This window comes from Pseudalkalibacillus sp. A8, assembly GCF_045920555.1.
Classification (GTDB): Bacteria; Bacillota; Bacilli; order Bacillales; family Fictibacillaceae; genus Pseudalkalibacillus.
Map to the genome: position 1 here is coordinate 2,518,778 of NZ_CP174509.1, position 24,609 is coordinate 2,543,386.

The 24,609-nt window shown below is 35.9% G+C and carries 27 protein-coding genes and 4 pseudogenes; 27 read left to right on the top strand and 4 right to left on the bottom strand.

Features of this window, described 5'->3' with window-relative positions; genetic code table 11:
* The first annotated feature begins 26 nt into the window (after nucleotides 1-26).
* From ACJROX_RS13045 to ACJROX_RS13120, 16 genes and pseudogenes are all read left to right on the top strand, one after another.
* Complete coding sequence (locus ACJROX_RS13045; protein ID WP_408011164.1) at nucleotides 27-983, top strand: carbohydrate kinase family protein; 957 nt, start codon at nucleotides 27-29, stop codon at nucleotides 981-983.
* An 18-nt stretch (nucleotides 984-1,001) separates the two neighbouring features.
* A pseudogene (locus ACJROX_RS13050) lies at nucleotides 1,002-1,106 on the top strand (VanZ family protein); the annotation flags it as partial.
* 818 nt (nucleotides 1,107-1,924) lie between these two features.
* A pseudogene (locus tag ACJROX_RS13055) lies at nucleotides 1,925-2,634 on the top strand (DUF6161 domain-containing protein).
* 283 nt (nucleotides 2,635-2,917) lie between these two features.
* The gene (locus tag ACJROX_RS13060; RefSeq protein WP_408011165.1) at nucleotides 2,918-3,607 is read left to right on the top strand and encodes a phosphotransferase; all 690 of its coding nucleotides are present in this window, start codon (nucleotides 2,918-2,920) and stop codon (nucleotides 3,605-3,607) included.
* Nucleotides 3,567-3,929, top strand: coding sequence for a phosphotransferase (locus ACJROX_RS13065; RefSeq protein WP_408011166.1), 363 nt, complete (start codon nucleotides 3,567-3,569; stop codon nucleotides 3,927-3,929). Before ACJROX_RS13060 ends, ACJROX_RS13065 begins: the two co-directional genes overlap by 41 nt.
* 151 nt (nucleotides 3,930-4,080) lie before the next feature.
* Nucleotides 4,081-5,409 carry an APC family permease gene (locus ACJROX_RS13070; protein ID WP_408011167.1) on the top strand — a complete coding sequence of 443 codons (1,329 nt, stop codon included), beginning with the start codon at nucleotides 4,081-4,083 and terminating at the stop codon, nucleotides 5,407-5,409.
* Complete coding sequence (locus ACJROX_RS13075; protein ID WP_408011168.1) at nucleotides 5,351-5,923, top strand: bifunctional transcriptional activator/DNA repair enzyme AdaA; 573 nt, start codon at nucleotides 5,351-5,353, stop codon at nucleotides 5,921-5,923. Before ACJROX_RS13070 ends, ACJROX_RS13075 begins: the two co-directional genes overlap by 59 nt.
* Nucleotides 5,924-6,858: 935 nt before the next feature.
* Entirely contained in the window at nucleotides 6,859-7,095 is a 237-nt protein-coding gene (locus ACJROX_RS13080) for a hypothetical protein (RefSeq protein WP_408011169.1), read from the top strand.
* A 528-nt stretch (nucleotides 7,096-7,623) separates the two neighbouring features.
* Nucleotides 7,624-7,827 carry a DUF1657 domain-containing protein gene (locus tag ACJROX_RS13085; protein WP_408011170.1) on the top strand — a complete coding sequence of 68 codons (204 nt, stop codon included), beginning with the start codon at nucleotides 7,624-7,626 and terminating at the stop codon, nucleotides 7,825-7,827.
* Nucleotides 7,828-7,900: 73 nt separating this feature from the next.
* Nucleotides 7,901-8,362, top strand: coding sequence for a YhcN/YlaJ family sporulation lipoprotein (locus ACJROX_RS13090; protein ID WP_408011171.1), 462 nt, complete (start codon nucleotides 7,901-7,903; stop codon nucleotides 8,360-8,362).
* Between the two features lie 27 nt (nucleotides 8,363-8,389).
* Entirely contained in the window at nucleotides 8,390-8,866 is a 477-nt protein-coding gene (gene spoVAC, locus ACJROX_RS13095) for a stage V sporulation protein AC (protein WP_408011172.1), read from the top strand.
* A gap of 1 nt (nucleotide 8,867) precedes the next feature.
* On the top strand, nucleotides 8,868-9,881 hold the full coding sequence (gene spoVAD, locus ACJROX_RS13100) for a stage V sporulation protein AD (protein ID WP_408011173.1): 1,014 nt from the start codon (nucleotides 8,868-8,870) through the stop codon (nucleotides 9,879-9,881).
* Nucleotides 9,847-10,236 carry a stage V sporulation protein AE gene (gene spoVAE, locus ACJROX_RS13105; protein WP_408011647.1) on the top strand — a complete coding sequence of 130 codons (390 nt, stop codon included), beginning with the start codon at nucleotides 9,847-9,849 and terminating at the stop codon, nucleotides 10,234-10,236. Before spoVAD ends, spoVAE begins: the two co-directional genes overlap by 35 nt.
* A gap of 13 nt (nucleotides 10,237-10,249) precedes the next feature.
* Nucleotides 10,250-10,456, top strand: coding sequence for a DUF1657 domain-containing protein (locus tag ACJROX_RS13110; protein WP_408011174.1), 207 nt, complete (start codon nucleotides 10,250-10,252; stop codon nucleotides 10,454-10,456).
* Between the two features lie 18 nt (nucleotides 10,457-10,474).
* A complete protein-coding gene (locus ACJROX_RS13115) occupies nucleotides 10,475-11,338 on the top strand; it encodes a DUF421 domain-containing protein (RefSeq protein ID WP_408011175.1) in 864 nt (287 codons plus the stop codon).
* Between the two features lie 96 nt (nucleotides 11,339-11,434).
* Nucleotides 11,435-12,100, top strand: a complete 666-nt coding sequence (locus ACJROX_RS13120; protein ID WP_408011176.1) for a DUF421 domain-containing protein — start codon at nucleotides 11,435-11,437, stop codon at nucleotides 12,098-12,100.
* A gap of 206 nt (nucleotides 12,101-12,306) precedes the next feature.
* Here the strand turns inward: ACJROX_RS13120 and ACJROX_RS13125 are convergent, their stop codons facing one another.
* Complete coding sequence (locus tag ACJROX_RS13125; protein WP_408011177.1) at nucleotides 12,307-12,444, bottom strand: hypothetical protein; 138 nt, start codon at nucleotides 12,442-12,444, stop codon at nucleotides 12,307-12,309.
* A 233-nt stretch (nucleotides 12,445-12,677) separates the two neighbouring features.
* On the opposite strand from ACJROX_RS13125, the gene ACJROX_RS13130 reads away from it, so the two are divergent.
* From ACJROX_RS13130 to lgt, 3 genes and pseudogenes are all read left to right on the top strand, one after another.
* Entirely contained in the window at nucleotides 12,678-13,322 is a 645-nt protein-coding gene (locus tag ACJROX_RS13130; protein WP_408011178.1) for a GDSL-type esterase/lipase family protein, read from the top strand.
* Between the two features lie 53 nt (nucleotides 13,323-13,375).
* Nucleotides 13,376-14,494, top strand: a pseudogene (locus tag ACJROX_RS13135) (MGDG synthase family glycosyltransferase).
* A 205-nt stretch (nucleotides 14,495-14,699) separates the two neighbouring features.
* Nucleotides 14,700-15,517 (top strand): annotated as a pseudogene (gene lgt, locus ACJROX_RS13140) (prolipoprotein diacylglyceryl transferase).
* A 666-nt stretch (nucleotides 15,518-16,183) separates the two neighbouring features.
* Here the strand turns inward: lgt and ACJROX_RS13145 are convergent.
* Nucleotides 16,184-16,381 (bottom strand): hypothetical protein, encoded by a 198-nt coding sequence (locus ACJROX_RS13145; RefSeq protein ID WP_408011179.1) that lies wholly within the window; start codon nucleotides 16,379-16,381, stop codon nucleotides 16,184-16,186.
* A 685-nt stretch (nucleotides 16,382-17,066) separates the two neighbouring features.
* Between ACJROX_RS13145 and ACJROX_RS13150 the strand changes: the two genes are divergently transcribed.
* The 7 genes from ACJROX_RS13150 (at nucleotide 17,067) to tnpA (ending at nucleotide 22,116) form a co-directional block, all read left to right on the top strand.
* Entirely contained in the window at nucleotides 17,067-17,363 is a 297-nt protein-coding gene (locus ACJROX_RS13150) for a hypothetical protein (RefSeq protein WP_408011180.1), read from the top strand.
* A 1,475-nt stretch (nucleotides 17,364-18,838) separates the two neighbouring features.
* Nucleotides 18,839-18,976 (top strand): hypothetical protein, encoded by a 138-nt coding sequence (locus tag ACJROX_RS13155; protein WP_408011181.1) that lies wholly within the window; start codon nucleotides 18,839-18,841, stop codon nucleotides 18,974-18,976.
* Between the two features lie 32 nt (nucleotides 18,977-19,008).
* A complete protein-coding gene (locus ACJROX_RS13160; RefSeq protein WP_408011648.1) occupies nucleotides 19,009-19,389 on the top strand; it encodes a sigma-70 family RNA polymerase sigma factor in 381 nt (126 codons plus the stop codon).
* On the top strand, nucleotides 19,379-20,044 hold the full coding sequence (locus tag ACJROX_RS13165; RefSeq protein ID WP_408011182.1) for a hypothetical protein: 666 nt from the start codon (nucleotides 19,379-19,381) through the stop codon (nucleotides 20,042-20,044). Before ACJROX_RS13160 ends, ACJROX_RS13165 begins: the two co-directional genes overlap by 11 nt.
* Entirely contained in the window at nucleotides 20,041-20,607 is a 567-nt protein-coding gene (locus ACJROX_RS13170) for a DUF4367 domain-containing protein (RefSeq protein WP_408011183.1), read from the top strand. The genes ACJROX_RS13165 and ACJROX_RS13170 overlap by 4 nt, the downstream gene beginning before the upstream one ends.
* A gap of 242 nt (nucleotides 20,608-20,849) precedes the next feature.
* The gene (locus ACJROX_RS13175) at nucleotides 20,850-21,338 is read left to right on the top strand and encodes a GyrI-like domain-containing protein (RefSeq protein WP_408011184.1); all 489 of its coding nucleotides are present in this window, start codon (nucleotides 20,850-20,852) and stop codon (nucleotides 21,336-21,338) included.
* 325 nt (nucleotides 21,339-21,663) lie between these two features.
* Nucleotides 21,664-22,116 carry an IS200/IS605 family transposase gene (gene tnpA, locus ACJROX_RS13180; RefSeq protein WP_408011185.1) on the top strand — a complete coding sequence of 151 codons (453 nt, stop codon included), beginning with the start codon at nucleotides 21,664-21,666 and terminating at the stop codon, nucleotides 22,114-22,116.
* 114 nt (nucleotides 22,117-22,230) lie between these two features.
* On the opposite strand, the gene ACJROX_RS13185 is transcribed toward tnpA, so the two are convergent.
* On the bottom strand, nucleotides 22,231-22,653 hold the full coding sequence (locus ACJROX_RS13185; RefSeq protein ID WP_408011649.1) for a VOC family protein: 423 nt from the start codon (nucleotides 22,651-22,653) through the stop codon (nucleotides 22,231-22,233).
* A gap of 375 nt (nucleotides 22,654-23,028) precedes the next feature.
* Here ACJROX_RS13185 and ACJROX_RS13190 point away from each other — a divergent pair, with 375 nt between their 5' ends.
* On the top strand, nucleotides 23,029-23,823 hold the full coding sequence (locus tag ACJROX_RS13190) for a helix-turn-helix transcriptional regulator (RefSeq protein WP_408011186.1): 795 nt from the start codon (nucleotides 23,029-23,031) through the stop codon (nucleotides 23,821-23,823).
* A 465-nt stretch (nucleotides 23,824-24,288) separates the two neighbouring features.
* Here ACJROX_RS13190 and ACJROX_RS13195 read toward each other — a convergent pair whose 3' ends face one another.
* Nucleotides 24,289-24,582: an RNA polymerase alpha subunit C-terminal domain-containing protein gene (locus ACJROX_RS13195; RefSeq protein WP_225065513.1), complete on the bottom strand. Its 294-nt coding sequence runs from the start codon at nucleotides 24,580-24,582 to the stop codon at nucleotides 24,289-24,291.
* Nucleotides 24,583-24,609 lie beyond the last annotated feature (27 nt).

Below are 24,609 nucleotides of genomic sequence, written 5' to 3' on the forward strand. Positions count from 1 at the left end.
AATATAGTAAATAAGGAGGCAGATAAATGAACTCAAACGCCTCAGTCATATGTATAGGGGAATTGTTAATCGACTTCTTTTGTACAAATGTCGGAACCGACCTAGTCAAGGGGACAACCTTCGAAAAACAGGCAGGAGGGGCACCTGCCAACGTATGTGCAACCATTGTAAAGTTAGGGGGCACTGCTGCATTCAGTGGGAAAGTTGGAGATGACCCTTTTGGTCTTTTTTTGAAAAACACACTCGCTGAATTAAAAATAGATACCTCTATGATTATATTTGATAATAAGAACCGAACTACATTAGCTTTTGTATCATTGAAAGAAAATGGCGAAAGGGATTTTGTATTCAAACGAGGGGCAGATGCTTTTTTAACTAAAGAAGAAATGAATCAAAACAAGTTGAAAAACGCACGTATTCTTCATTTTGGCTCTGCTACAGCTCTATTGGAAGATCCCTTTCAATCCACATATTTAGATATGATGAGGCAGTCAAAAAAAGATGGACGTTTTACTTCTTTCGACCCAAATTATCGTTCGGATCTTTGGAAAAATAGAGAATCAGATTTTGTAGAGCTCGCTCATCTAGGAATTTCTATGGCTGATTTCGTTAAAGTCAGTGAGGAAGAGCTTAGAATAATAACAGGGATGAGTAAATTAACCAAAGGTGTAACAGCACTCCATCAACTGGGAGTGGGTTTAGTAGCGGTAACATTAGGAAAACACGGAACATTGATATCGAATGGCTTTCAGCAAGAAACTATCCCCAGCATAGAAGTAGAATCAATAGATTCAACTGGTGCTGGAGATGCCTTTGTTGGTGCTATGCTTTATAAGTTAGCACACGAAGAAAAACTTGATCAATTTATCAGGGATTTAGAACAGATCAAAGAAATAACTACGTTTAGCAATAAAGTTGGGGCGAAGGTATGTACAAAAATAGGGGCTATTTCTGCAATCCCAACATATGAAGAAATATTATAATTATAAGTTTTTTTTGAAGTTATACAATATATAACTCAGTTGGGTGTATGTGATATCGATGACATTATTTTAAATATAATCGGAGCCTTTATTGGTTTGTTTTGGTTAAGGTCATACCACTAATTATTAAATATTTGTTCTCCATACGAGGGGGCACTTGCTGAATAAGCAACTAGATCCATATATACTAAAAGAGATGGCAGTATTCAGGAAGAAGGAACAGGGGGGTTGATATCAAGTTGAAGTATATAATAAAAAATACACAGAATGAACCCCATCCCACGTTATCGGAACTAATTACCACCACCAATAGGTGGTCCTTTTTTGCTATTAAAATAATATACAATATTTTGGTATTATGGTAATGGGGAGGGGAAAGTATGAGTGAAACTAAAGTACAAGAACGGCAATTTTCAAATGATATTAAAGAGTTTTTTAAATCGAGGGAGTTCCAATTTAGAAAGTATCCGAGTGAAAATATTGGGACTTATTCCAGTATAGATCGTTTGCTTGCCTTTATTAATAATGAGGTAGATTTCTGGACAGAAGTAGTTAACAATCTATCTGCTAATTTACGTCAACCACAACATGCACCCATTGTAATGACCAAGAGTACTTTTGAAAACTTTCGAAATACATTGGAAAGTACAAAGAATATAAGTAAAACAAATGAAAATGCCTATAATGATGCAATTAATAAAATCAGTAATATAATGGATCATCTAGCTTCAGAAAAATTTCCTGTAGTTTATTCTTCTAGTGAAGCGGGTGTACTTATAAAAGAACTGAGCCTTAAATACAATATCAACTTATTAAATGGATTTGTTAAAGGTTTTTTTGATAAAAGCCATAATTCACATCTTAATTATAACCAAAACGATTTGCAGAATAATGAATTTCTAGCAGGACTCACGATCGCGAATAAACTCCATTATCCTGAAATGGACCATGAGGTATATCAAAATCTTAAAGAAAACATTAATGATTTGGTTTCATCTTTAAATGAGAATTACAGAGAATTTATTGCTAGTACTAATGAGAATAAAAATACTTTTGAAAATGAGTTCAATGGGTTAAGCGATGAAATCAATAAAGAACGATCGGCTTATTCTGATCGTTTAGATGAATTAATAAATGAAAAGGAAAATACTTTTAAGCAATTAGAAGATACATACAAAGAACAATTAAAGTTACGGAAACCGGCAGACTATTGGAAAACAGCTGCAACAGAGTAGAGAAGAAAGGGGACAGATGGAAAAGTTGGGCTTTGGGAGTGGGGATAGGGTTTATCGCTATATTGTCTGCAATATTGATATTTGCCCAGACAGATAATAACTTAAGTCTCAGTTCCGTAAAGTTTACTGTCATTCTTACAGTAATTATCTCAATCTGCTTTCTCCTTGTGAACTTATTTATTAAGCTATCGACTTCCAATTATCACTTATCAAATGATGCATCAGAAAGGCATCATTTAACTTATGTTTATTTAGCCTTACTTGAGGAAAAAGACACAGGTATAAGCGGAGAAGAAAAGAATATTGTCCTCCAAGCATTATTTTCTAGATCTGAGAGTGGGCTTATCAGATCTGAAACGGGACCACAAATGCCTGGAAATCAAGCCATTAATGCCATTCTTAAGAGTCAAAAATAACCCTAAGCCTTTATTTTTCTATGAGAGTTATTACTGTGTTTGTGTTCAACTAAATGTAAGAAACAGTTTAGAGAAGCAGAGGTCTTTACTTTACAAAAACACATTAAAGACAAACAAACCTGTCGTTATTATTTAAAAGGAATTCATATAAATAGATAAAGTGTTATTCCGATCGTGGGCGATAATTTAATCGTCCTTATTTGTATTATTCTGGTAGGACTATTAACGGGAGTTGTTGAAGAAGGTATTTGTTTCGTCAATTAATAATAGGGAGAGGATTTAATTGACTTCAAAAATCATCTTTTCATCTAACAAATCAGGCGTAATAACCGATGATCAATTACAGGAAATGCTAGATAAATTTAATTTAGGAAAGCTTATCTCTTCAAGAAGTACAGAACAGGGTGTAATGAAACAAACAAGATTTGTTTTATCAACTGAAGGAGAGTTCGTCTTCAAAGGAAATCCTTTGTACCCTGGACAATTGATAGAAGAAAAGTTTTTTGTAGAAGAATTACATAAACGGACAAATGTTAACGTCCCTATTCCTTATCTTTTAGATGATTCAGATGATATTTTTGGCTGGAGTTATTCATTAATGCCTTGCCTACCAGGAGAACATTTAAATTCAAAGCGACTATCAAGTAATTTAAATCGACAAGACAAGTTTAAAATAGCTGGATTGATTGCTGAGACCCTACTTGAGTTTCATAGTTGGAAAGTAAGTCAATATGGAGATCTAGATACTAAGGATTTAACTATACGTCCTTTTGAAGGATCATATGCTACTTGGCTTTATAATAGGATTAGGTATTGGCTTAATGATGCCAAAAAGTACTCCCGAATAACTACTGAAGATGTTGAATGGGTTGAAGTTATATTGGAAAACGCTATATGTGCATTTGAAAGTCTATCTTCACCAACCTTTGTAAATGGGAGATTTCAAACCAGGAAACTTTTTAGTATTCGGTGAATCTAATGATCTTCATATAAGTGGGGTATTCGATTTTACCAACGCTTATTTTGGTGATCCGATTTCCGATTTGATCAAGATGATAACAATATATATTGATAAGGATAAAACAGAGGTAGCAAAGCATTTATTATCTCATTATTTGGATGGATCAGTGGAAAAAGAAGAATACAAACAAAGATTACAAGTACATATGCTCCACCAAAGACTCTTAGATTGGGGATGTGCAAAGGCAATAGGGAAGGTTACGTGGGATGAGAATCTTCCATTCTCTGACTGGGCAGCGAGATATACAGACACTGTGGAAATGCTGATCGATTAATCCATTTTTTAGTGTGAAAAAATCGGTGCACTTTATCGTTAAAGTGCACCTTTTAAATTTATTATTACTGTACTAAAGAATTAAACAGCAAGATAAGAAATGAAAGTAACAATATTAACTTGATAGAATGGTGGTGAAAGTTGGTGATCAAATGGAGAAAAAAACAATCGGATTATATGAAGCGGTTGCCTTGTATGTTGCTGCTATATTAGGTTCAGGGGTCCTTTTTTTGTCTGGTGTTACAGCTTTTATAGCAGGACCTGCGTCATTATTATCCTGGTTGATTGTAATCATTATCAGTTTTCCGCTGGCTTATTCATTTGCTTGTCTAGCACGTGAATTTCCTGATGCAGGAGGAGCAGCAACCTTTGTAAGAAAGTCATTTGGCTATCATATGGGGAATATTGTGGGATGGTCTTATTTTGTTACTGCTGCTGTTGGACAGACAATTGTGTCTTTAACAGGTGCTTTTTATATAAGCGATGCATTCGGGTTGTCTGGTTTAGAAAACACATTCATAGCGATTCTGATCCTTTTAATTGGCGGGATATCAAATTATTCTGGTGTTGAAGTTAGTGGTAAGGTAGCAGTGATTCTCAGCTCTTGTCTACTAGGTTTATTACTTATAACGGTGATTGTTTCCTTACCCAAAATCCAATTGGTAAATTTCACTCCATTTGTTCCAAATGGCTGGACTTCAATTGGGACAGCAATAACCGTAATTTTTTGGGCTTTTTTTGGATGGGAGGCAATATGTAACCTTGCCAATAATTTTAAAAAGCTAGAGAAGGATATTGTGAATAGCACCATTGTCAGTGCGATTATCATTGGAGTACTATTCATAGCCTTAAGTATTGTTACCATTGGAACAGAAACATATGGATTCGTAGAAGGCAATCTATCCCCAATCGGCGTTATAATTGGAAATGAATTGGGAATGGGCGCGAAGGTGATAACAGCGGTTTTAGCTTTCCTTATTTGTACAGGTACTTCTAATGCATTTGTTGCGAGTCTTTCACAACTAGGATTTTCATTAGGCAGAGATGGAGCTTTCCCGAAAAAGTTATCCCAGTTACACTCGACCACTCAGATTCCAAGGCGGATGATTATTTTTGTAATTTTCTTTGCTACAGCTGGTGTTATTACTACATCGCTTTTATCAATGACATTCAATGACATTTTGTTTATTCCTACTTCACTCGGTATTCTTGTTTACATTTTATCAATGGCTTCAGGAATAAAATTACTTAAAAAAGGATCAGTTCCTTGGATTTGTTCAATCATTGCTTTAATCCTATGTGTACTAGTGCTACCGTTTTTTAAACTTTATATTTTTGTTCCTATCATTATTATAGGCTTATATACAGGATACATGCTTCTGAAAAAACAAATTTTGTCCCGAAAAGGAAGGTTAACCCTTGATGGAGACACAAAAAAAACTTACGACCGAAAAAATGCTGGAAGCCACAATAGAGTGTGATGCAAACTATGATGGTACTTTTTTCTATGCAGTAAAAACTACTGGTATATTTTGTCGCCCTTCATGTAAATCTAAAGCACCGAAATTCGAAAACATTGTATTTTTTGAAAACGCCAATGATGCTTTAAGTAGTGGATTTCGACCGTGTAAAAGGTGTAGACCTAATGTTCCATCAAAGGACTATGATCCACAAAAAGAGATTGTTGAAAATTTACTTGATATTATTTATCAGAACTATGATCAAAAAATACAATTAAAAAATTTAGCAAAAAAAGTGGGAGTAAGTCCATTTTATTTAAATCGTATGTTTAGGAACAAAACCGGATTAACTCCTCATATGCACTTAGAGAAAATTAGAATATACAAGTCGATGATCCTGTTATCAACGACCTCTTTAAAAAGCACAGAAATAGCCTATAAGGTAGGATATGAAACGCTATCAAGCTTTTACAAGGCATTCAAAAAGGTTACCAATAGTTCACCTAAAGAATATAGATCAAATAATAGAAAATGAACCAAGATTAGAAAATTGATGTTCAACAAACGGGCCAATTCAGAAGTATTAGAATGTGTTCGTTATTCAATGTAGTGTAGTGCTTATTTAGTATACTAAAGCGTTGTTTAAGTGATTTTTATGCATGCTTTTCCCTTTTGAGCGTTCTAATGGCTTTAGGATAAAATAAGCTCTCAGATACGCATCAATGCGTCAAACCGTGCATGAATGCACGGTTCTTCGGTAAGAAGCTTAGTCGACCTCATGCTAATTTAATTCTGGTATTATTCATGCATAGAAACCTATGATTTTCGTACATTTTCCCATATTAAAATTCTTAAGCACTACAGAAAGAAAAGGGGGGATTTAATGGAACAAGCCCTTTGTCTATATTGACGTAAAAAAAAGAGCTCAAAAACGAGCTCTTTTTCTTGTGGATTCCTTTGCGAAACTGTCTGTGAAATTTCTTCGATTCGCCTTGCGATTTTGACTGCGAATTGCAATTTTGTACCTCAAAACGGAACCCGCCCCTTTAATGGGCTCTTTTTATTTGCAGAAAAGTTGTTGTTAGTTCTGGAGGGAATGAACTAGAAAAAAGAACTAACAAGTATAGATGCAATCCGAAGATACTGAGAAATCGGTCAACCTTTTTATTCTGGGGGAAGATGAATAGTAGTATGAAAAACACAAATAATGAAAGATGCTGAAGTGCATAATTGAAGGAAATATGTCTTATGATTGGACTACCCCAATAATAATTTCTTGATAATCAATAAGGTTAGAATTAGGTTTTTTATAAACTTAAATAACCTATCTATTTATCTAATATTGGTAGCTGATTTATAACAAAAGTTTTACCAATTTTTATAAAACCAACAATTTGATTAATTAGTTTAAATTATTATTAAATTGGGAATGAAACTTGTAATCCTATGTCTTGAAAATGAGGTTATACGATGATTCCCGAAAAAGAGGTCTCAAAGATGAATCCCGAAAAAGAAGTTTTAAAATGGATTGAAGAAAACTTTTCATATAATGAGGTGAAAATATATAATTATCCTGCATTAAATTCAGGAAAATGCATCATAGATTCTAAGGATGATTACTTGATTGTTTTCTATGATGAAAAAAATGAATTAATTTGTATTTTCTTTAAAGGTTCAGAGGATGACTTGTACTATCATCATATTTAACTTCATTATAAAATCAATAGTAAAGGTTCTTATGTTAACACCATAAAAATCCCCTCCGCAAATTTTTTCTACAGTCTAATAGAAGGGAATAATACCATTGTTCTGGGGTTATCTTTTGTAATCCAACGATACCTGAGGAATTGTATTAGTCCATAAAATCTTCTACTTTCTTTTTAATTCTCCTACAGTTCTTACCACTGGATGTATCCAGTTTATCCTTCATATGGTCAAAGAATGATCCCATACGGAAAATTATCCATACAGTATCCTTTCCGCGAAAAACACACACTCTGAGTTTCGACTTAAGGTCAAAGATAACTTACACCGTTTATCCTTAATACTTAATTCAGAGATGTAAACTCCTTAAATTTTATGGTGTTTCTAAGTTTCAGGCCGAACACCGATGTGTTTTTGTGGTCATTTATAACAAAAACTCCATACATATTGGATGGGTATATTTGGAACGGATAAGCAGAGTTCCTTTAAAACATCCTACAATTGCAACAACATAACAAGGAGGCTTCCATCATGACAGTAGCAAACAATTTAAAAACCACTCTTGCAGGATTAAAAAGTGCTCAAGCAAGTCTTGAAACATTTGCACTTGATACGGAGAATCAGCAAGCGAAGCAGTTGTACCAAAATGCCGCCCAACAAGCCCAGACCATAGTGGATTCATTAAATCCCCGTTTACAAGAAGTTGAACAGGAAGAGCCACAATATAGACAATGATCTTTTTGGATTGAAAAGGGTGAGTTATCATCCTTTTCGCATTTACATATCTTTACCTGAAAGGGTGAGCCGTATGGGAAAAACCCAGTTTAAGGTTATGGTATATCTCCTTTTATCATCTTTCATGATCCTATCTGCTGGATGCAATAACAAAAAAGAGGAAGAAGGAAATAAGAATCACGAATCAATGCAAACTTACTATGTTGAAAACAAACAAGCCGCTTCCAAAGAAGCACAGGACACCATTGATACTATGTCGGAAATAACAGATGTTAAAGTGGTTAACTCCGAAGAGGATATGATTGTAGCCGTAAAACCTAAGCATCTCGAGAGGTTTCAGCTAAAAAGCCTTAAAAAAAGGATCAAAAAGAAACTACAGAAACAAAATCCTGACATTAAAGTGATGGTCAGTACAGATCAAAAAATATTTATATTGGTTGATCAGTTAGAAAATAAATTAAATAAAAAAATGGACAGAAAAGACATTGATAAAGAAATTAAAAAGATAGAAAAAAAAGCGACGGATGAGGCTTAAAGTAAATCATTGAAGGGAGTCATTATATTGGCTAGCAAAAATAAAGAGTTAACACCGGTTCAACAACAATATCAACGATTACAGGATAAAAATGAACCAAAAAGACCACTGTTGACCAATTGCATAAAAGCTTTTTTTGTTGGAGGATTTATTTGTTTCGTGGGGCAGCTGATATCACTCATGTACGTAAATTACTTTAATTTCACAGAACAAAATGTGGGTAATCCTACCGTTGCTACTTTAATTTTCATTTCAATGTTGTTGACAGGATTTGGTGTTTACGACCGTATGGCGCAGTTCGGAGGTGCTGGAACAGCAGTCCCGGTGACTGGGTTTGGTAATTCGGTTATAGCCGCTGCAATCGAACACCGAACAGAAGGATTCGTATTAGGTGTTGGAGGCAATATGTTCAAATTAGCTGGACCGATTATCTTATTCGGTGTATTTTCTGCCTTTGTTATTGCAATCATTAAAACCATTGTTATCCAATATGGAGGTCTTTAACGTGTTACAGGGGCATCGAACGTGGGTGTTTGAAAATAAGCCGGTAATCATCTCAACAGGGACGGTCGGGGGACCTTTTGAAGCGAATGGACGAATTGCTGAGGACTTTGATCTTCTTCATGAAGATTTATGGCTAGGGGAGGATTCTTATGAAAAAGCTCAAAAAGTGTTGTTTGAAGAATCTTGTCAGAGAGCCATGGAAAAAGCAAACATTCAAAAAGAGGATGTACAATTTATCCTTGCAGGTGATCTCATCAATCAAATCACTTGTACAAGTTTTGCCTGTAGGACCTTGGAAGCCCCATATTTAGGATTATTCGGGGCGTGTTCGACCTCAATGGAAGGCCTTGCAATGGGCGCTTTTATTGTAAATGGAAATGGAGCGAAGTACTTATTGACTGGAACAGCTAGCCATAATGCAGCCGTTGAAAAGCAGTTCCGCTATCCGACGGAGTATGGAGGACAAAAACCGCCAACCACCCAGTGGACGGTAACAGGGGCTGGAAGTGCGTTACTAAGTGATCAGGGAGTCGGACCTAATGTAACATCTGCCACGATTGGAAAAGTGGTGGATATGGGACTAAGCGATCCATTTAATATGGGTGGAGCAATGGCACCAGCTGCTGTAGATACAATTGAGGCCCATCTACGTGACAGGGAAATCGATCCTTCCTATTATGATCTTATTGTAACAGGTGATCTAGGATCGATTGGACATCAAATCGCCTTGGACTTACTGGATAAACATGGTTTCTCAATAACCGCTGAACAATTCCAGGATTGCGGGATGATGATCTATAGAGAAGGACAACCTGTTCTGGCTGGAGCGAGCGGATGCGCTTGTTCCGCAACAGTTGTTTATGGACATCTCTTAAATCGAATGAAAAAAGGGGAATTTAAAAAAATGCTTGTTGTGGCTACTGGAGCACTTCTTTCTCCTCTAACTTTTCAACAGAATGAAACGATCCCTTGTATCGCTCATGCGGTGTCCATTGAATTTGGAGGTGCAGAATAAATTGGCAATCCTTTTTTGGGCTTTTGTGATTGGTGGAGCCATATGTGTAATCGGTCAAATTATGTTTGATGTTTTGAAATTAACCCCTGGACATACTATGACGGTTTTAGTAGTAGCAGGTGCCATTCTCGATGGGATTGGTCTATATGAGCCATTAATCGATTTTGCGGGGGCAGGGGCGACGGTTCCCATCACTAGCTTCGGCAACGCACTTGTAGACGGGGCGATGGCTGAAGCAGAAAAACATGGCATTATCGGCGTAATAACGGGTATGTTCAAAGTTACAAGTGCTGGTATCTCTGCAGCTATTATATTTGGATTTATAGGAGCATTACTATTCAAACCAAAAGGATAAGGTAGTGTTAACAATGACGGTAGCATCAAATGTTAAACAATGCTTGGCGAGTTTAAAAGGCGCAAAAGAAACACTAAGCAACTTAGCACTAAAATCTTCAGACGAACAAGCTAAACGAACGTTTCATGAAAGCATGTTAGAGGTTGAGGAGATCATTTCGGATCTTCAAAAGAGAATCGGACACCTAGAATTCGAGGAACCACAATATAAAGGAAAATAAATTTCTTAAGGTGATATTATGTTAGATTGGATAGAAATTATTGTACGCTCTTGTATTTTTTTGATCATACTCTTTTTAATGACAAAATGGCTGGGCAAGAAACAATTGGCCGAACTATCCTTCTTTGAATACGTGGTTGGAATTACAATCGGAGCTATCGCTGCGGAAGTGACGATGGGATTGGAACGTCAGATCATTCATGGAATTATAGCGATGTCTATATGGACGTTATTTCCTATTGTAATAGGTTTAATATCTCTAAAGAATAAGAATGTACGTAATTTTGTTGAAGGAAACACAACGATTGTCATTAAAGATGGGAAAGTGCTGGAAGATAATTTAAAAAAGGAACGATACTCCATTGATGAATTGCTTGAAGAACTTAGGAGCAAAGACGTGTTTCAGGTATCTGATGTTGAGTATGCTGTCATTGAGCCAAATGGTAACGTCAGCGTACTCTTAAAAAAGGAAAATCAGCCTCTTACTGCAAAGGATCTTCAATTAAATGTACCACCTATTAAAGAACCTCAAACCGTTATCATGGATGGGCAAGTTCTTGATGAACCACTATCAACCATTGCATTAAACCGGGGTTGGCTCTATGAAGAATTAGAGAAAATTGGGGTGTCTTTTGATAATGTTTTTTTAGGGCAAGTTGATTCATACGGACAGTTAACAGTAGACCTCTATGATGACAAGATAAAGGTCCCTTCACCTCAAGAAAAACCATTGCTTTTGGCATCATTAAAAAAGTGCCAGGCAGATTTGGAATTATTTTCTCTTCTCACCGAATCCAATGAAGCAAAGCAGATGTATAATCATAACAGTCAAAAGTTAGATGACATTCTTAATAAACTAACACCGATATTAAACGACAGTTAAAACATACATGTAAACACGAATTAAAAATCGCTTTCTTCAAAAATACAGAATTCTGTCATCGTATAAAGGATGATGTGAATTTATTAGGTGGTTTTTATGATTTCATTTATAGGTGAATTGGTATTGTTATTTGTCATTGTAACGAGCGCCATTCGATTCATGGGGAAAACGGCATTGGCCCAATTAAGTCCAATTGATTTGGCAGCTCTCGTTTTCCTTGTCACATTAGCTGTAACTCCGATAAAAGTTGACGGAATAATACAGGCAATCATCGGGATCATATTGTTGGTTACACTTTATATCCTTTTTTCCAAGTTAAGTTTATTTCAAGCGCTAAACCGTTTGTTTCTAGGCCAACCTTCCATTTTAGTAAAGCATGGGAAAATTTCAAAAAGAGAATTGGATAAATCTCGATTCAGCTTGATCGAACTCTTATCAGCAATTCGTATAGCAGGATATCCCAACATCGAAGAAATTGAATATGTCATCTTAGAGCCTAATGGTGAACTAAGTATTCTACCAAATCATAGTGTTGTAAATGTAACGCCTCAACATCTGAATATTGAAACAGAGTATAAAGGTATTCCGATCGCAGTTGTTATAGAAGGGAAAATCCAAAGACAAAACTTAAAGAAAATCAATAAAGATGAAAAATGGTTACATAATGAAATCAAAACAAGAGGGGTTGATTTAAAGGAAATTTTTTATGCCTCAGTTAATGATAAAGATTATTCATTTTATATTGATAAGGGAAAACCTTAATTCATTGGTAATCCCTTTTCAAAAACTCTAAAATAAAGAGGGCATAATAGCGCTGTAATGTTACACCTGCTCACCTAAAAATAGACACGGAGTATAAGGGTATACCCCTGGCAGTTGTTGTAGAAGGAAAATTACAAAAACAAAATTTATTGGGCAGGATATTTTGCATATTAAAGGGTTTAATTCGAAGGAAAAATGCTATGGCACTATATCGCTACTGTTTCCACCAATTGGATCGTTCCGCAAGGAGATGATTTCTGTTGCCATACACCATCAATCCCAGCATGTAATGCCGATAACCCATCCATGGCGATCATTGGACTTAAGCATAATGACTTGACCATTAAAAGACGTGATTAAATGATATCTAACTATCCAACAAAAACCGGTTCCCTTCACTTAGAGGGAACCAGTTAAATTATGTCCGAAATAAAAGGATTTGGGAAATCATCTGCCATATTGTGTTAAATATGGCTTGGATCATACCAATAATTACCTTGAAACCAGTAAATAAAAAATAAAGGTGATGAACAAAATGTAAAAGTAAAATTCTTTTTAAGATAAAATGGAGGATCAAATGGAAAATCAAGTTTTATATATTGCTCTAGGAGATTCTCTTACTAAAGGAGTAGGGGCCTCTGCACATGAACGATCGTTTACCGCCAGTTTTTTTCACGGTATCAAACAAACGAAAGATTGCAGGTATATAAATTTAGGTAAATCAGGACGGAGCAGCGGTGAATTGCTTCAATTACTCACTGATTCCAAGATATGTGATTTATTGAAGAGAGCAACCCATGTTACGATTACAATTGGTGGAAACGATATGATACGTGCTTATCAAAATAACTTTAATTTATCGGGAATCATAAGAACGATTCGAACATTAAAACAAAATTTGGAGTACATATTGCAAAGTATAACTGATTTGAATCCAGATACCCATATATTTCTTATGGGCCTTTATAATCCTGGCACGTCGGACCACAAATTATATAAGGTAGCCACTCAATTGATTCGAAGGATAAATAGAATTTATGAAGGAACTGCAACACAATTCGGTGTAAATATTATCATCCCGATGGACTCTTTTTTAAACAAACCTTACCTATTGGCAGACGAAGTCCATCCCAATGATCAAGGTTACAAGATCATCACTGATTTGTTTTTGGGTAATCAGAGGCTGCAGTACCTGCTTCCAACAAAAGATGACCGTGTTTGATTACTTTTATAATCCATTTAATAGTTGAAAGAATTTTGGTAAGGGTGCAAATTATGAACAAAAAAGTGTTGATACTATCAGAAGCCATTGGTACGGGCCATACAAAAGCTGCAGAAGCGTTAAAGCAAGGTATTTCCCATCTTGCTCCTCCTATCTATACACAGATCATAGAAGTGGGTCAGACACTTCATCCTCTTACCACCAAGCTGCTCATTGATTCTTACGTCAATATGATCGTCCTATCTCCTTCATTATGGAGAAAAATCTACCTTTACAAACAAAACAAACCTCTTTCCGATTGGAGGAAATTTGTCATTCATCAACTATTTCATCGTCAAATTGAAAATCTTCTTGACGAGGAAAACCCTCACCTTATTATCTGTACCCATCCGTTTACCAGCTCATCTGTATCCCGACTGAAGAAGCAGGGCTATACGTTTACTGTTTGCACGGTAGTGACCGATTTTCATCTTCATGGGGCATAGGTCCATTCTGAGGTTGATTATTATCTTGTATCGAATCAGGATATGTATGATCAATTAAGAAATATGGGGATTGAAAAAAATCGAATTGCCGTTACAGGCTTACCTATAAGAGAACGTTTCTGGTCCAAGAAAAGTAAACTGGAAATGCGAAAAAAATTAAAATTAAAAAATATGCCATCTGTTATGATCATGGGAGGAGGACTGGGGTTAGGTGGAATCCAACACCTGGCTGATGCTCTATTGAAATGGAAAGAAAAAATTCAGGTAATCATATGTACCGGGAGTAATGAAACACTTCGAAGTTCCCTTTTAGGAGATGAAAGGTTCTATCATCCCCATGTCTATGTGATCGGGTTTGTTGATATCATTGACGAGTGGATGGAGGCAACGGATTTACTTATTACAAAACCGGGTGGATTGACCTGTTTTGAAGCATTATCAAAGGGATTGCCTATCTATATCTATCACCCCATACCGGGTCATGAAGAAAGAAATTGCGAATTTTTAGTAAATAATCATTTGGCTGTAAAAATGGATGACATCAATCATATCGATACTTTAATCGAAAAATTACTCTTTTCCCCCCAAGAGATCGCGTCTTTGAATCATAGAATGAAACAATTTCAACAAACAATAGACCCGCTGGCAAGTGCCAAATTCATAGTTGATCTCCTAGGAGATGTTTAGGACAACGATTAGGATTCTTCGAATAAATAGCTTATGATATCAAAGCAATGATCGCTATTTCTCTATACTTTATGCAATTTCTCATCTATAACGAATATAAAATCGTTTTACGGATAAATTATTATTTGATGTTTTTCCCAATTTGTAGTAAGCAAGTATCCGCCTATAACCACGATATCTTCTGAAATAAAATAGGAGTGAAAATATGAAAACGACACTTGAACCGATTGACCCGGTTGCGATCGATTTCGGTCCGATCCAAATTTACTGGTATGCTGTTATCATCCTTTCTGGTGCACTTATTGGGCTGTACGAGAAAGCGAACGTCTCGGTCTATCGAAAGATACTTTTGTTGATCTCGTATTGATTGGGATTCCAATTTCAATCCTATTTGCACGAATCTATTATGTGACTTTCAAATGGGAATATTATGCCGAACATCCTGGTAAGATTATCGCTATCAGGGAAGGAGGGCTGGCTATACATGGTGTACTGATCGGTGCAGTGTTGACGCTGGTAGTGTTTGCCAAGGTACGAGACATCTCTTTTTGGAAACTTGCCGACATTTTGGCACCAAGCCTCATTTTGGCACAGGCAATCGGACGCTGGGGAAACTTTATCAACCAGGAAGCCCACGGAGGCCCGGTAACGCGGGAATTTCTTGAAAATCTGTATTTGCCCGATTTTATCATCAATCAGATGTACATAGACGGGGTGTATTATCATCCTACGTTCTTATACGAGTCTCTTTGGAATTTTGGCGGTTTTACCTTGTTGATGTTACTGCGTCGGGTAAATTTAAGGCGAGGGGAGTTGTTTTTGACATATATCATGTACTACTCGTTCGGTCGATTTTTTATTGAAGGAATGAGAACAGACAGCTTGATGCTTACAGAATATTTGCGTATAGCGCAAGTGATTTCCGTCGTACTTATCTTTGTAGCGATGCTGATGATCTTGTACCGCAGGAAAAAAGGATATGCTGACATTCGCTATTTCGATATGGCATACGATAACAACTGAATCACCCGATTACTCAATTACTCAACCGTTTCAACCAGAAGATTTTTATACTTATGGGTGTCCTTACGGTGAAATTCGTTTACGTTTATTCATATTTAATTCCCCGTTTTTCTCCATTTGTTTTGATTATAACGGGTTTCCTGTTTGAGTTAATACAAAAATCCTAAATAGTTGGTTTTTTAATAAGTATCTATTATTCGGGATATAGTTCAGTGGCTGCATTTAGTACTCTTTTTAACTTTCTTTGTTTTTTTCTAGTCCTTTTCATGAGATTTAACGGACTTTTTTATCTCATCATGACCTAGTATAATTAAGTAAAAAGGACTCAAAGAGACACTATTTCATTGTCTAGTTAAGTCCTTTAATAACTCTCATTTTTCTGGTAGAAGGTATTAAATATTAATGATTACAAAAGATAATTATTTTAATAGATCAAACAAGTACATCAAAATGTTTATCTCTGAGTATTTAGGGGTTCTTAAATATAGGGACAGTCTACCAAAAACACGATCTCGGTATTATTACAATTATAAAATAAATTTAGCTGAGTTTTAAAAATCCTTAAATCCCCTCTTCATTCATGAAATTCAATTTCCTTTATTACATAGTGTTTTTATACTGAGAGTAACAAAGTGGAAGTTCTCAGACTATGATCATGTCTCGTTGTTAACTAAGGTACGGGATAATTAAAGAAATTACTCCAAGTCCGATTGCCCACCATGCTAAGACTTTCTGTGGGCTAGCTAAACCAATTAATCCTAGGACAACACCAATACTGCCTAACCAGAGTGGGGCATAAAAGAATCCGATTACCGCTGAGAGGATACCTAACCACACAATCCATCTTCCTGTTATAACATTCATTCTTTAACAATTTCTCCTTTCTATTAGTTTGAAATTATATTAGATTCCTTTAATATTCCATTTGTAAATATTATGTTTATGAAATATGTTCCTTTCATTATATGATCCAACGGTTGTTTTGTTACCATTACATAATCAATCAATTATTGGCATATAGTGTATGGTGCTGAGTCATCCAGACTTAGATGATGATTCTTTTTAGCCCTCTTTGCACACTATTTCCCAATTATCTAGAATCTAAGGGCATTATTTTCCTCCAGAGTCCCTTTGGATTGATTGGTATGACTATACAGTTTAATGGATGAAAGAATAGACTTGCCTTTTGGTTCATAAAGACATGGCTTAAAGGAAGAAATCGAGCATTTCTCTAGAAGAAATAGCTGTTTTCTCTGTTTTTGGATGGTTAAAAGGATTATGGACACATAAACTGAAATTTTATCCTTATGAGGTGATTCTATTTGATTGAAATGAAAGAAGGTTTTTTCGCGATGAGTTGATCCGGTTTCGGTAATTTCCCTCTCTTGTAATACACGTTGAGTTTAATACCTTAGTTTGATAATAGGAGTTTTTGTTATTTCTGCAGGTTTAACATATTTTAAATAGAATTACTATTTAATGTTCAGTTTTCAATATTCCTTTGCAAGGCTTTACTGAAAATCTTCTTAAATAGAGAGGAGATTTCCTAATGTATCAGGTAAATGAATTAAAAAGACTGGTTGAATCCCCTTATGTGTACGATAATAATCATAACCTTGTTTTTAATAGGGTTCATATCTATTCAAACACAGCGATTAACCGTGAAGTTTTAGTACAGGCGACGGTGACTTTTAACTCAAATGAACGATATTTTCACGTAATTGTTAATGACCCCGGGTTTGATATGGGGATTTTCTCCAAATACTTTAAATTAAAAAATGTAGTCCAAACCAATAAATCCTATACGGTCTATTGTGTTTATTTGGATGATGACGTTATGGATTAATCAAATAAAAAAGCCATAAGCTGATGGCTAAATTCAAAGACAGATGACTCCTTAGACTTTTTGGTCCAATTCTCGAACTTTACCTTAAAACAGATATTTTGTTATTGCTGTAGGAGTTAATCGCATAGTTGTAGGGTGGGCGGTCAAAATCCCCTTTTAGAAAGGGGGTGGTCTGGCCGTGAGTAATAGTGATTTCGACTTAGACAAAGCAACATTTATGATTTTACTGATCACCTTGATGTTTACTTTACACAATTTCAATTAAAAGAATAATCCACCTTACGCCTGGTAAGCCCTAGTTGCGAATTTACATAAAAAAGTAAACCCGACCAATTTGGCGGGTATTTTTCTTGCATATCGACTTACTTTATATAAGTAAATATAAGGGTTAGCATAGCTTGGCCGGTATAAGAAATAAAAGAATAGAATAGTAAGGAAAGCTGCCATTACCTGCTTTTCATTTATTTTCGGCCTTTTGCATTCCGAATTGAATCCAAAATAGTTTCTGTTTTCCCAACCAAAGTTATTCGTATCACATACACTATCTTACCAATTAAAATAGAGAGGAAAACGATTTTGGCAAATTCAAATTTCGAACAATTCGTTACAGAATTACAACGTTTTATTGTTAGGATTGAACAAAATGATAAGAAAACGGAATCAATAAACCCTTATCTTTTAGATCTTAAAAAGATAATTCAAAAATACCTAAACGATTAAAAAGGATAATCCTAGCTTAAAAAAGAAAAAGTCTACCTTTATAAATCACCATCCCTTATAGGTAACTTACCTCTGTTTTGGCACCTCCAAAGTAATCCTTGCATAATTTTTCCCCCTATTCAACACCGATGATGACCACTTTTTTCCCTCTAAAGAAGAAACCATCGCATGTCGCACATAGTTCACGTGTCGATGGTAGTTTTTCTCCTGACCGTATGACTATGGTCAGCGCGGTGAAGTGCTGAGCATCACGAATGTACAACCAAAAGATAAAATGTGCGGTACCGTAAATGCTGCTTTCGAGAACCCGGGCACACCTGCGTCCCGGATTCCAATATTTCTAAATTTGCTTGGAGCCCTATTTCGGAATACCGCAATAAAGTGAAGAACGAGATTCAAGAGCAAAAACAGGCTAATGACCATACGGCGAAAAAAATATAAAATGGATGATTGTTAATTAAATTATGTTTTACAAACGCTTACCTATTGCTAACTTTAATGGAATAAGCCCTTCGTCATAAAAAAGTAAAAAAGAGCTCCAATCCGAGCTCTTTTTCTTGTGAATTCATACGAGAAACTGTCTGTGAAAAACATGTGATTTAGGCTTGGAATTCCGATTTTGTACCTCAAAACAGAACCCGTTACTTAGATTCAAGCTTTTTTTTTATTTTATGAGAAAATTTATATAACCCATAAACCTTTTGGAGCGGTTCCCCGTCTATTTAAATAGGTAGACACCGAAATGAGGTCATACAATGAATCGTAAGAATTTAAACCATCCAGACATTATGAATATACATACCAAAGAAGAGATGATGGAACATATTATGGATGAATATGGTGGAGCGATCCTAAAATTGATGTTCGTAATCGTACGGTCGCTGAAGATCTAACGCAGGAGATCTTTTTAAAATGTTACCAAAAAATTCATTCCTATCGGGGAGAAGCCAATTTCAAAACTTGGCTTTACAGAATTGCTTCAAATCACTGTAACGATTATGTAAGAAGTGCTCATTATCGCTATACGGTTTTGACTGAGAAAATAGCCAAATTCACAAAAGGGAAAGAGCCTTCGCCTGAAGAGGCTGCAATCCTAAATAGCCGCAAAAAGGAGTTGTCAGAACAAGTTTTATCGCTCCCTATAAAATACAGAGAGGTTATTTTTCTCTTCTATTTTGAGCTATTGTCACAAAAAGAGATCAGCCTGATGTTGGATATCAACCTAAATACAGTTAAATCGAGGTTGTCGCGAGCAAAATTTCTCCTGAAAAACATCTTGGAAGGAGGGGATGAAGATGCAAGATGAACTGAAAAAACTTAAAGAAACACTCGAACAAACGACATTTAAGGACTTTGATTTTGATGAGGAAAAACGGAAAAAAGTGCATGAAACATATAAGCGAAAACAAAGAAAACCGACCTTATTTGGTAAAGTCAACCCTACATTCAGCATGATTGCATGCTTTATGATCTTGCTGGGGATGGCCTTTTATACATTGAAGCAAGGTCCTGGTCCTTCGGAAAATGAACCAAGTACAAGCAAGCCTGTTGAAATTTCAGAGTCCACTGATAGCAGAAAATTTGCTATTGAAGCAAATGTTACAAAAGATAAATTAATCTCGAGAATGGAAAATCCGCTTGCATTTTTTGATTCTGTCCAAGGTTCATTCACCTATCATATAGGTTCCTACCATCATGATATTACGGAGAAAAAACACTACCAAATCCAAACAGGGAAGCATTCCGCTTCTTACATCAAAAGTATCCAGGAAGATGGGATATCTATTGAGAAAATTTCCGATCAACATGATTTTCAGGAGCTTTTCCTTGCTGGTGGTGTAAACCCTTCGATTGCACCGAAGGATTATGCATTATGGTTAAAAACATCGAAGATGACTGGGAAATCGCTGGCTATGAAGAAATGCATGGACTTAATGTGGTACGTATCGAAGGAAAGATGAGTCGGCATTCGGCCACATCATTCAAAGCCTGGGTTCATACTGGTACGGGTATTTTAATAAAACTGGAGGAGTATGCATCAAATGGAGATGTTGTGGATTATATAAAAACGCATTCCATTTCTTTTAACCAAAAGGATTTAACTAGCCTTCGGTCAAATGATCCAATGAGTGCAATTCCTGAGGAATTCAACGAATATCCAGCGTCCTTTAAAAAACATATTAAGGTTTTAAAGAGTGTTCCATACAAGATTATCGAGGCTAGGGTCTCGATAAATACGGACAAAATGACATTTTTCCAGCATTATAAAGGTGAAAACGGGAGTAGAAACGATATTCAATTAAGGATTCAACCAGACAGATTTGAAGAATGGAAAGCAAGTACTGGAGTAAAGGAAAATAACGGTAACTTATTGGATGGTACGGAAGCCGTCTTTATCCGCATAGGAAAACAAAAGCTCGCGGTCAGATGGGAAGACAAAGGGTATTATTACGAAGTGAGTAGTTTCTTATCAAAAGAGGAGCTTCTGGAAGTCATTGATTCCATGGGAAAGTTAAAACTTTAATAAAATAATAAGACTGACTCAAAAGGACATTTGGAATGCGCTATATCTGGTTAATAATAATATACGAGGGGGCGATTGCTGTAAAACGTGATCGCCCTTTACTTATTCATAAACTGAAGCTGGAATATGGTGGATTGGATTTTATTCCTTCTTTAGAAAAGGGCCAATTAACGGAATAAGAAGGAAATTACTCCTATTCATAGAATAGATGAATGAAATAGATGGAAGGGAGAAAAGTAATCATGTCTAACACAATTACTAAAAGTAAAGTAATAAAACGTAATGGATTTAGTTTCATTGGTAGTTCAATACGAACGAGTAATGAAGTAGAGATGAAAAGGAAAGGTAGTATCCCACAACTTTGGGAAAGTTTTTATGAGAATAAAGTATTGGATTCTATAACTAATAAAAAGGATTCAACTATTGTTGCCTTATATACTAATTATGAATCTGATGAAACTGGTATTTATACATATGCTATTGGTACAGAAATAACAGATAGTGAAAAGACTTCTGAAGGTCTGGAGTCTTTTGAAATCGCTGATGATAATTATATTGTTTTTACTACTCGAAAGGGATCTATTCCAGAAGTAGTCATTGAGGCCTGGCAGGAGATATGGGATTGGTCAGAAGATAGAGAAAGGGCTTTTAAAACAGATTTTGAAGTATATGGTGAAAAGGCAAAAGATCCTCAAAATAGTCAAGTTGATATTTATATTTCTGTTAAGTAGTACCAGTAAATATAGAGAAACGTTATTAAAGAAAAGGGCGCTTTTCTGTAATAAGGAAAAGTGCCCATATTACATATAAGGGCCATTTAAATGAGTAAGGGAAGGGGCAATTTATAAGGGCTGGACAATCCGAGTTATCAACAGCAACAGTAAAAATGGAGTGTAGGCTTAAAGGCAAGCACTCCATTTTATATTAAGTCTTTTTAAACCACGGGCTATGCCCGTGTGAAAATTAACCTTTAAGGGTTGTAATAGAAAAATCTCCTCTCGTTATAATAGAAACTGGCCGTCAAACCAATTTCAATTAACGAGAGGAGATCTGCTCATGTCGAGCGACAACAGTTTATCACATACCCGATGGAATTGTAAGTATCACATTGTGTTTATCCCAAAATATAGAAGAAAGATCATATTTGGGAAATTGAGAAAAGACATTGGTGCGATTCTAAGAAGATTATGCGATATGAAAGATGTTGAGATCATTGAAGCTCATGCAATGCCAGACCATATACACTTGTTGGTCAGAATACCACCCAAAATGTCTGTATCTTACTTCATGGGATACTTGAAAGGGAAAAGTTCTTTAATGATACATGACCGACATGCAAACCTGAAATATAATCATGGAAATCGTACGTTTTGGGCTAAAGGATACTATGTGAGTACAGTTGGACTCAATCAAAAGACCGTAGCGAAATATATTCGAGAACAAGAAGCTGAAGACCGTTTGCGAGATAACATGACTAAACGAGAATATGTAGACCCATTCAAAAAATAGGTAGAGAGATAAACGGTTGACGGTCAATTCAAAAGGCCCCTTTAGGGGTTTGTTGGTAAAGTGCCCTTATAGGGCGAAATTAAAACCGCCCGTTTTACGGGCGGATACTTACTTTTAATTTTGAATTTCAGTAAAAATTTGAAAGGTCACGCCGAATTTGTCCGTTACATCACCAAAAGCTGGGCTAAAAGGGGTTTCTCCAAACGGCATATTGATTTGACCGTTTTGCCGCAAGGCTTCAAAAATTCGTTTTGATTTTTCCACGTCGTTCGTTGAAATGCAAATTGTCACCTGTTTACCCTTTTCAATAGTCGAACCACCTGGAGCATCGGAAAACATGAGCTCCGCTTCACCCACTCGTAACTTTGCGTGTGCTACAAGATTCTTCAGATCATCGGTGAAAGTATTAGGCATTTCCGGCATATCTCCGTAAGTAATAATTGTGAGGACTTCAGCACCGATTGCTTGTTCATAAAACTGAATAGCTTCCCTTGCGTTCCCTTCCATATTTAAATAAGGGGTAATTTTTACTGTCATCATTGATCAACTCCTTAATTTATTATTCTTATCAATTGTAGCAAATGAATAATTCTTTGATTTCTTTTCGATTGCTATCTTGAACAACAAACAGCAAACGGTGCTTTTTTATGATCTTTATGTTATACCTTAAACGGAGCACTTCAGTTGATTAACAAATCAAACTGATTAGCATACAAAATTCCGAAATGTAGTAGGTACCAAAAAGAAGTTTGGATGTTCTGATTCTGAGGTTGTCTTTCCTCATTATCAACCTATGAGTATTTACTTAGCCTAATAAAAGGGCAACAGGAGGAGGAATCGTTTTGATAAAGGAAGAATTAATTATAAAGTAGTCAATGAAATAAAAATGTTTGGATGGAGGGGAAAGGAATAATGACTGACAGTTATCCAGAAATAGGTGAAGTGATTGGATATATTCATCAGCATATATACGAACCTTTGTCACTTTCCGAGTTAGCTCGTTATGCTTCTTATAGCCCGTACCATTTTACGCGCATTTTTAAAGAACAAATGGGTATCTCTCCAGTATATTATATTTCAGCTTTGCGTCTTCAAAAGGCAAAGGATTTGTTGCTGCACACGAATTTGAGAGTACGGGATATTGGACTGGAAATCGGTCAAAAAAGTTTAGGAACATTTACGACCCGATTTACTGAGCGGGTAGGCATGACACCTTCCGATTTTCGGGACTCTGTGCAGAGAGCGGAGAATCATTTTCGTTCTTTACAAAAGCTTAGCGACTGGTCTGATTCCCATATTTCCACAGATCAACAAGCAACCATAAAAGGAACCGTTAAAGCGACCGTTCCTTTTGAGGGATTGGTTCTAATCGGTTTATTTGCTAAACCAATACCTGAAGGGCTCCCGATCCATGGAACGCTCGTTTCTTCGTTGGGAGACTTTCACATAATAGATGTCAAACCAGGCGTTTATTACTTAATGGCTACCTCTGTCTCTTGGGGAATGCAGGCCATGGACTTTCTACTTCCTCAAAAAACCTTACGGACGCGATCGAAAAAGCCAATCATCGTAGAATCGTTTTCCTCAGTCCCACATCAAGAAGTAATTCTCTATCCTCCACGGCTCGACGATCCACCAATCCTTATCTCCTTGCCATTGTTAATGAATAATTTTCTACAAAAAATTCAAAAACATAGTAATCGATAAGAAATCCAGAAGGATAGGTGTACGATAACAAACAGTGGAGTAAACCCCCTTTAAAAAAGAGCACGATCTACTTCCATTAAAACAAGGCAGCTTCCTCAGTTCCAAATATTCTTGACAAAATTGACACGAAGTTATTCCGAAGGCTTTTTTAATCCCTTTTTATTAAAGGCTTTATTTAAAATTTTTTCTTTTCTTATTTCCATAGTTCCTCCATTAAACTACTCTTTTCTGGCATAACTTAAATTTCAAGATGCTCTAACTAATTACCTTCCTTATTCCACAATAGGCCCAATTCAAAAAGACGGACTTACTCAAGAAGTGCGCCCGATTACGGAAGATCACTATCCGTTTTGTTGATGGTATTGATTTTCAACTCTTATCTCAATTACTTGTGGAAAAAATTAAATAGAATTATGCTCCAGTAGTCCTTAAATACATTCCTGTAAGTATAATAAATCTTGGTGTTTAGTTTCTGAATGATAACCCATTTTCCTTCAAAGCAGACCTAAGTTTAGGTAAAGAAGCAGGTCCCATACCGTGAAATTGCAAAATCTCTTTTTCACTAAATTTTGATAGCTTATGTAAAGAAGTTATCCCATTGTTTTCCAATGCTCGTCTTGCTGGTGCCGAGAGTAGTGAAAGAAATCCGTTATCAGGTTTGCGTTCTTGCTCACAAGTCGGGCAGGTTGGACAATCGCTACTTTTATAGTACTTATGTCCTTTGTTGCAAGTCCTTAAATTTTTTTCTGAGTTTGTCATTTTAAAATGTCTCCTTTTCTTAAGAAA

What these genes read in the sequence shown, in the direction of transcription:
- ACJROX_RS13045 (WP_408011164.1), top strand. Translation starts at nt 27, where the DNA reads ATGAACTCAAACGCCTCAGTCATATGTATAGGGGAATTGTTAATCGAC.
- ACJROX_RS13065 (WP_408011166.1), top strand. Translation starts at nt 3,567, where the DNA reads ATGGGAGATTTCAAACCAGGAAACTTTTTAGTATTCGGTGAATCTAAT.
- ACJROX_RS13070 (WP_408011167.1), top strand. Translation starts at nt 4,081, where the DNA reads ATGGAGAAAAAAACAATCGGATTATATGAAGCGGTTGCCTTGTATGTT.
- ACJROX_RS13075 (WP_408011168.1), top strand. Translation starts at nt 5,351, where the DNA reads ATGGAGACACAAAAAAAACTTACGACCGAAAAAATGCTGGAAGCCACA.
- ACJROX_RS13080 (WP_408011169.1), top strand. Translation starts at nt 6,859, where the DNA reads ATGATTCCCGAAAAAGAGGTCTCAAAGATGAATCCCGAAAAAGAAGTT.
- ACJROX_RS13085 (WP_408011170.1), top strand. Translation starts at nt 7,624, where the DNA reads ATGACAGTAGCAAACAATTTAAAAACCACTCTTGCAGGATTAAAAAGT.
- ACJROX_RS13090 (WP_408011171.1), top strand. Translation starts at nt 7,901, where the DNA reads ATGGGAAAAACCCAGTTTAAGGTTATGGTATATCTCCTTTTATCATCT.
- spoVAE (WP_408011647.1), top strand. Translation starts at nt 9,847, where the DNA reads ATGCGGTGTCCATTGAATTTGGAGGTGCAGAATAAATTGGCAATCCTT.
- ACJROX_RS13110 (WP_408011174.1), top strand. Translation starts at nt 10,250, where the DNA reads ATGACGGTAGCATCAAATGTTAAACAATGCTTGGCGAGTTTAAAAGGC.
- ACJROX_RS13115 (WP_408011175.1), top strand. Translation starts at nt 10,475, where the DNA reads ATGTTAGATTGGATAGAAATTATTGTACGCTCTTGTATTTTTTTGATC.
- ACJROX_RS13120 (WP_408011176.1), top strand. Translation starts at nt 11,435, where the DNA reads ATGATTTCATTTATAGGTGAATTGGTATTGTTATTTGTCATTGTAACG.
- ACJROX_RS13125 (WP_408011177.1), bottom strand. Translation starts at nt 12,444, where the DNA reads ATGGTCAAGTCATTATGCTTAAGTCCAATGATCGCCATGGATGGGTTA.
- ACJROX_RS13130 (WP_408011178.1), top strand. Translation starts at nt 12,678, where the DNA reads ATGGAAAATCAAGTTTTATATATTGCTCTAGGAGATTCTCTTACTAAA.
- ACJROX_RS13145 (WP_408011179.1), bottom strand. Translation starts at nt 16,381, where the DNA reads ATGAATGTTATAACAGGAAGATGGATTGTGTGGTTAGGTATCCTCTCA.
- ACJROX_RS13150 (WP_408011180.1), top strand. Translation starts at nt 17,067, where the DNA reads ATGTATCAGGTAAATGAATTAAAAAGACTGGTTGAATCCCCTTATGTG.
- ACJROX_RS13155 (WP_408011181.1), top strand. Translation starts at nt 18,839, where the DNA reads ATGAATCGTAAGAATTTAAACCATCCAGACATTATGAATATACATACC.
- ACJROX_RS13165 (WP_408011182.1), top strand. Translation starts at nt 19,379, where the DNA reads ATGCAAGATGAACTGAAAAAACTTAAAGAAACACTCGAACAAACGACA.
- ACJROX_RS13170 (WP_408011183.1), top strand. Translation starts at nt 20,041, where the DNA reads ATGAGTCGGCATTCGGCCACATCATTCAAAGCCTGGGTTCATACTGGT.
- ACJROX_RS13175 (WP_408011184.1), top strand. Translation starts at nt 20,850, where the DNA reads ATGTCTAACACAATTACTAAAAGTAAAGTAATAAAACGTAATGGATTT.
- tnpA (WP_408011185.1), top strand. Translation starts at nt 21,664, where the DNA reads ATGTCGAGCGACAACAGTTTATCACATACCCGATGGAATTGTAAGTAT.
- ACJROX_RS13185 (WP_408011649.1), bottom strand. Translation starts at nt 22,653, where the DNA reads ATGACAGTAAAAATTACCCCTTATTTAAATATGGAAGGGAACGCAAGG.
- ACJROX_RS13190 (WP_408011186.1), top strand. Translation starts at nt 23,029, where the DNA reads ATGACTGACAGTTATCCAGAAATAGGTGAAGTGATTGGATATATTCAT.
- ACJROX_RS13195 (WP_225065513.1), bottom strand. Translation starts at nt 24,582, where the DNA reads ATGACAAACTCAGAAAAAAATTTAAGGACTTGCAACAAAGGACATAAG.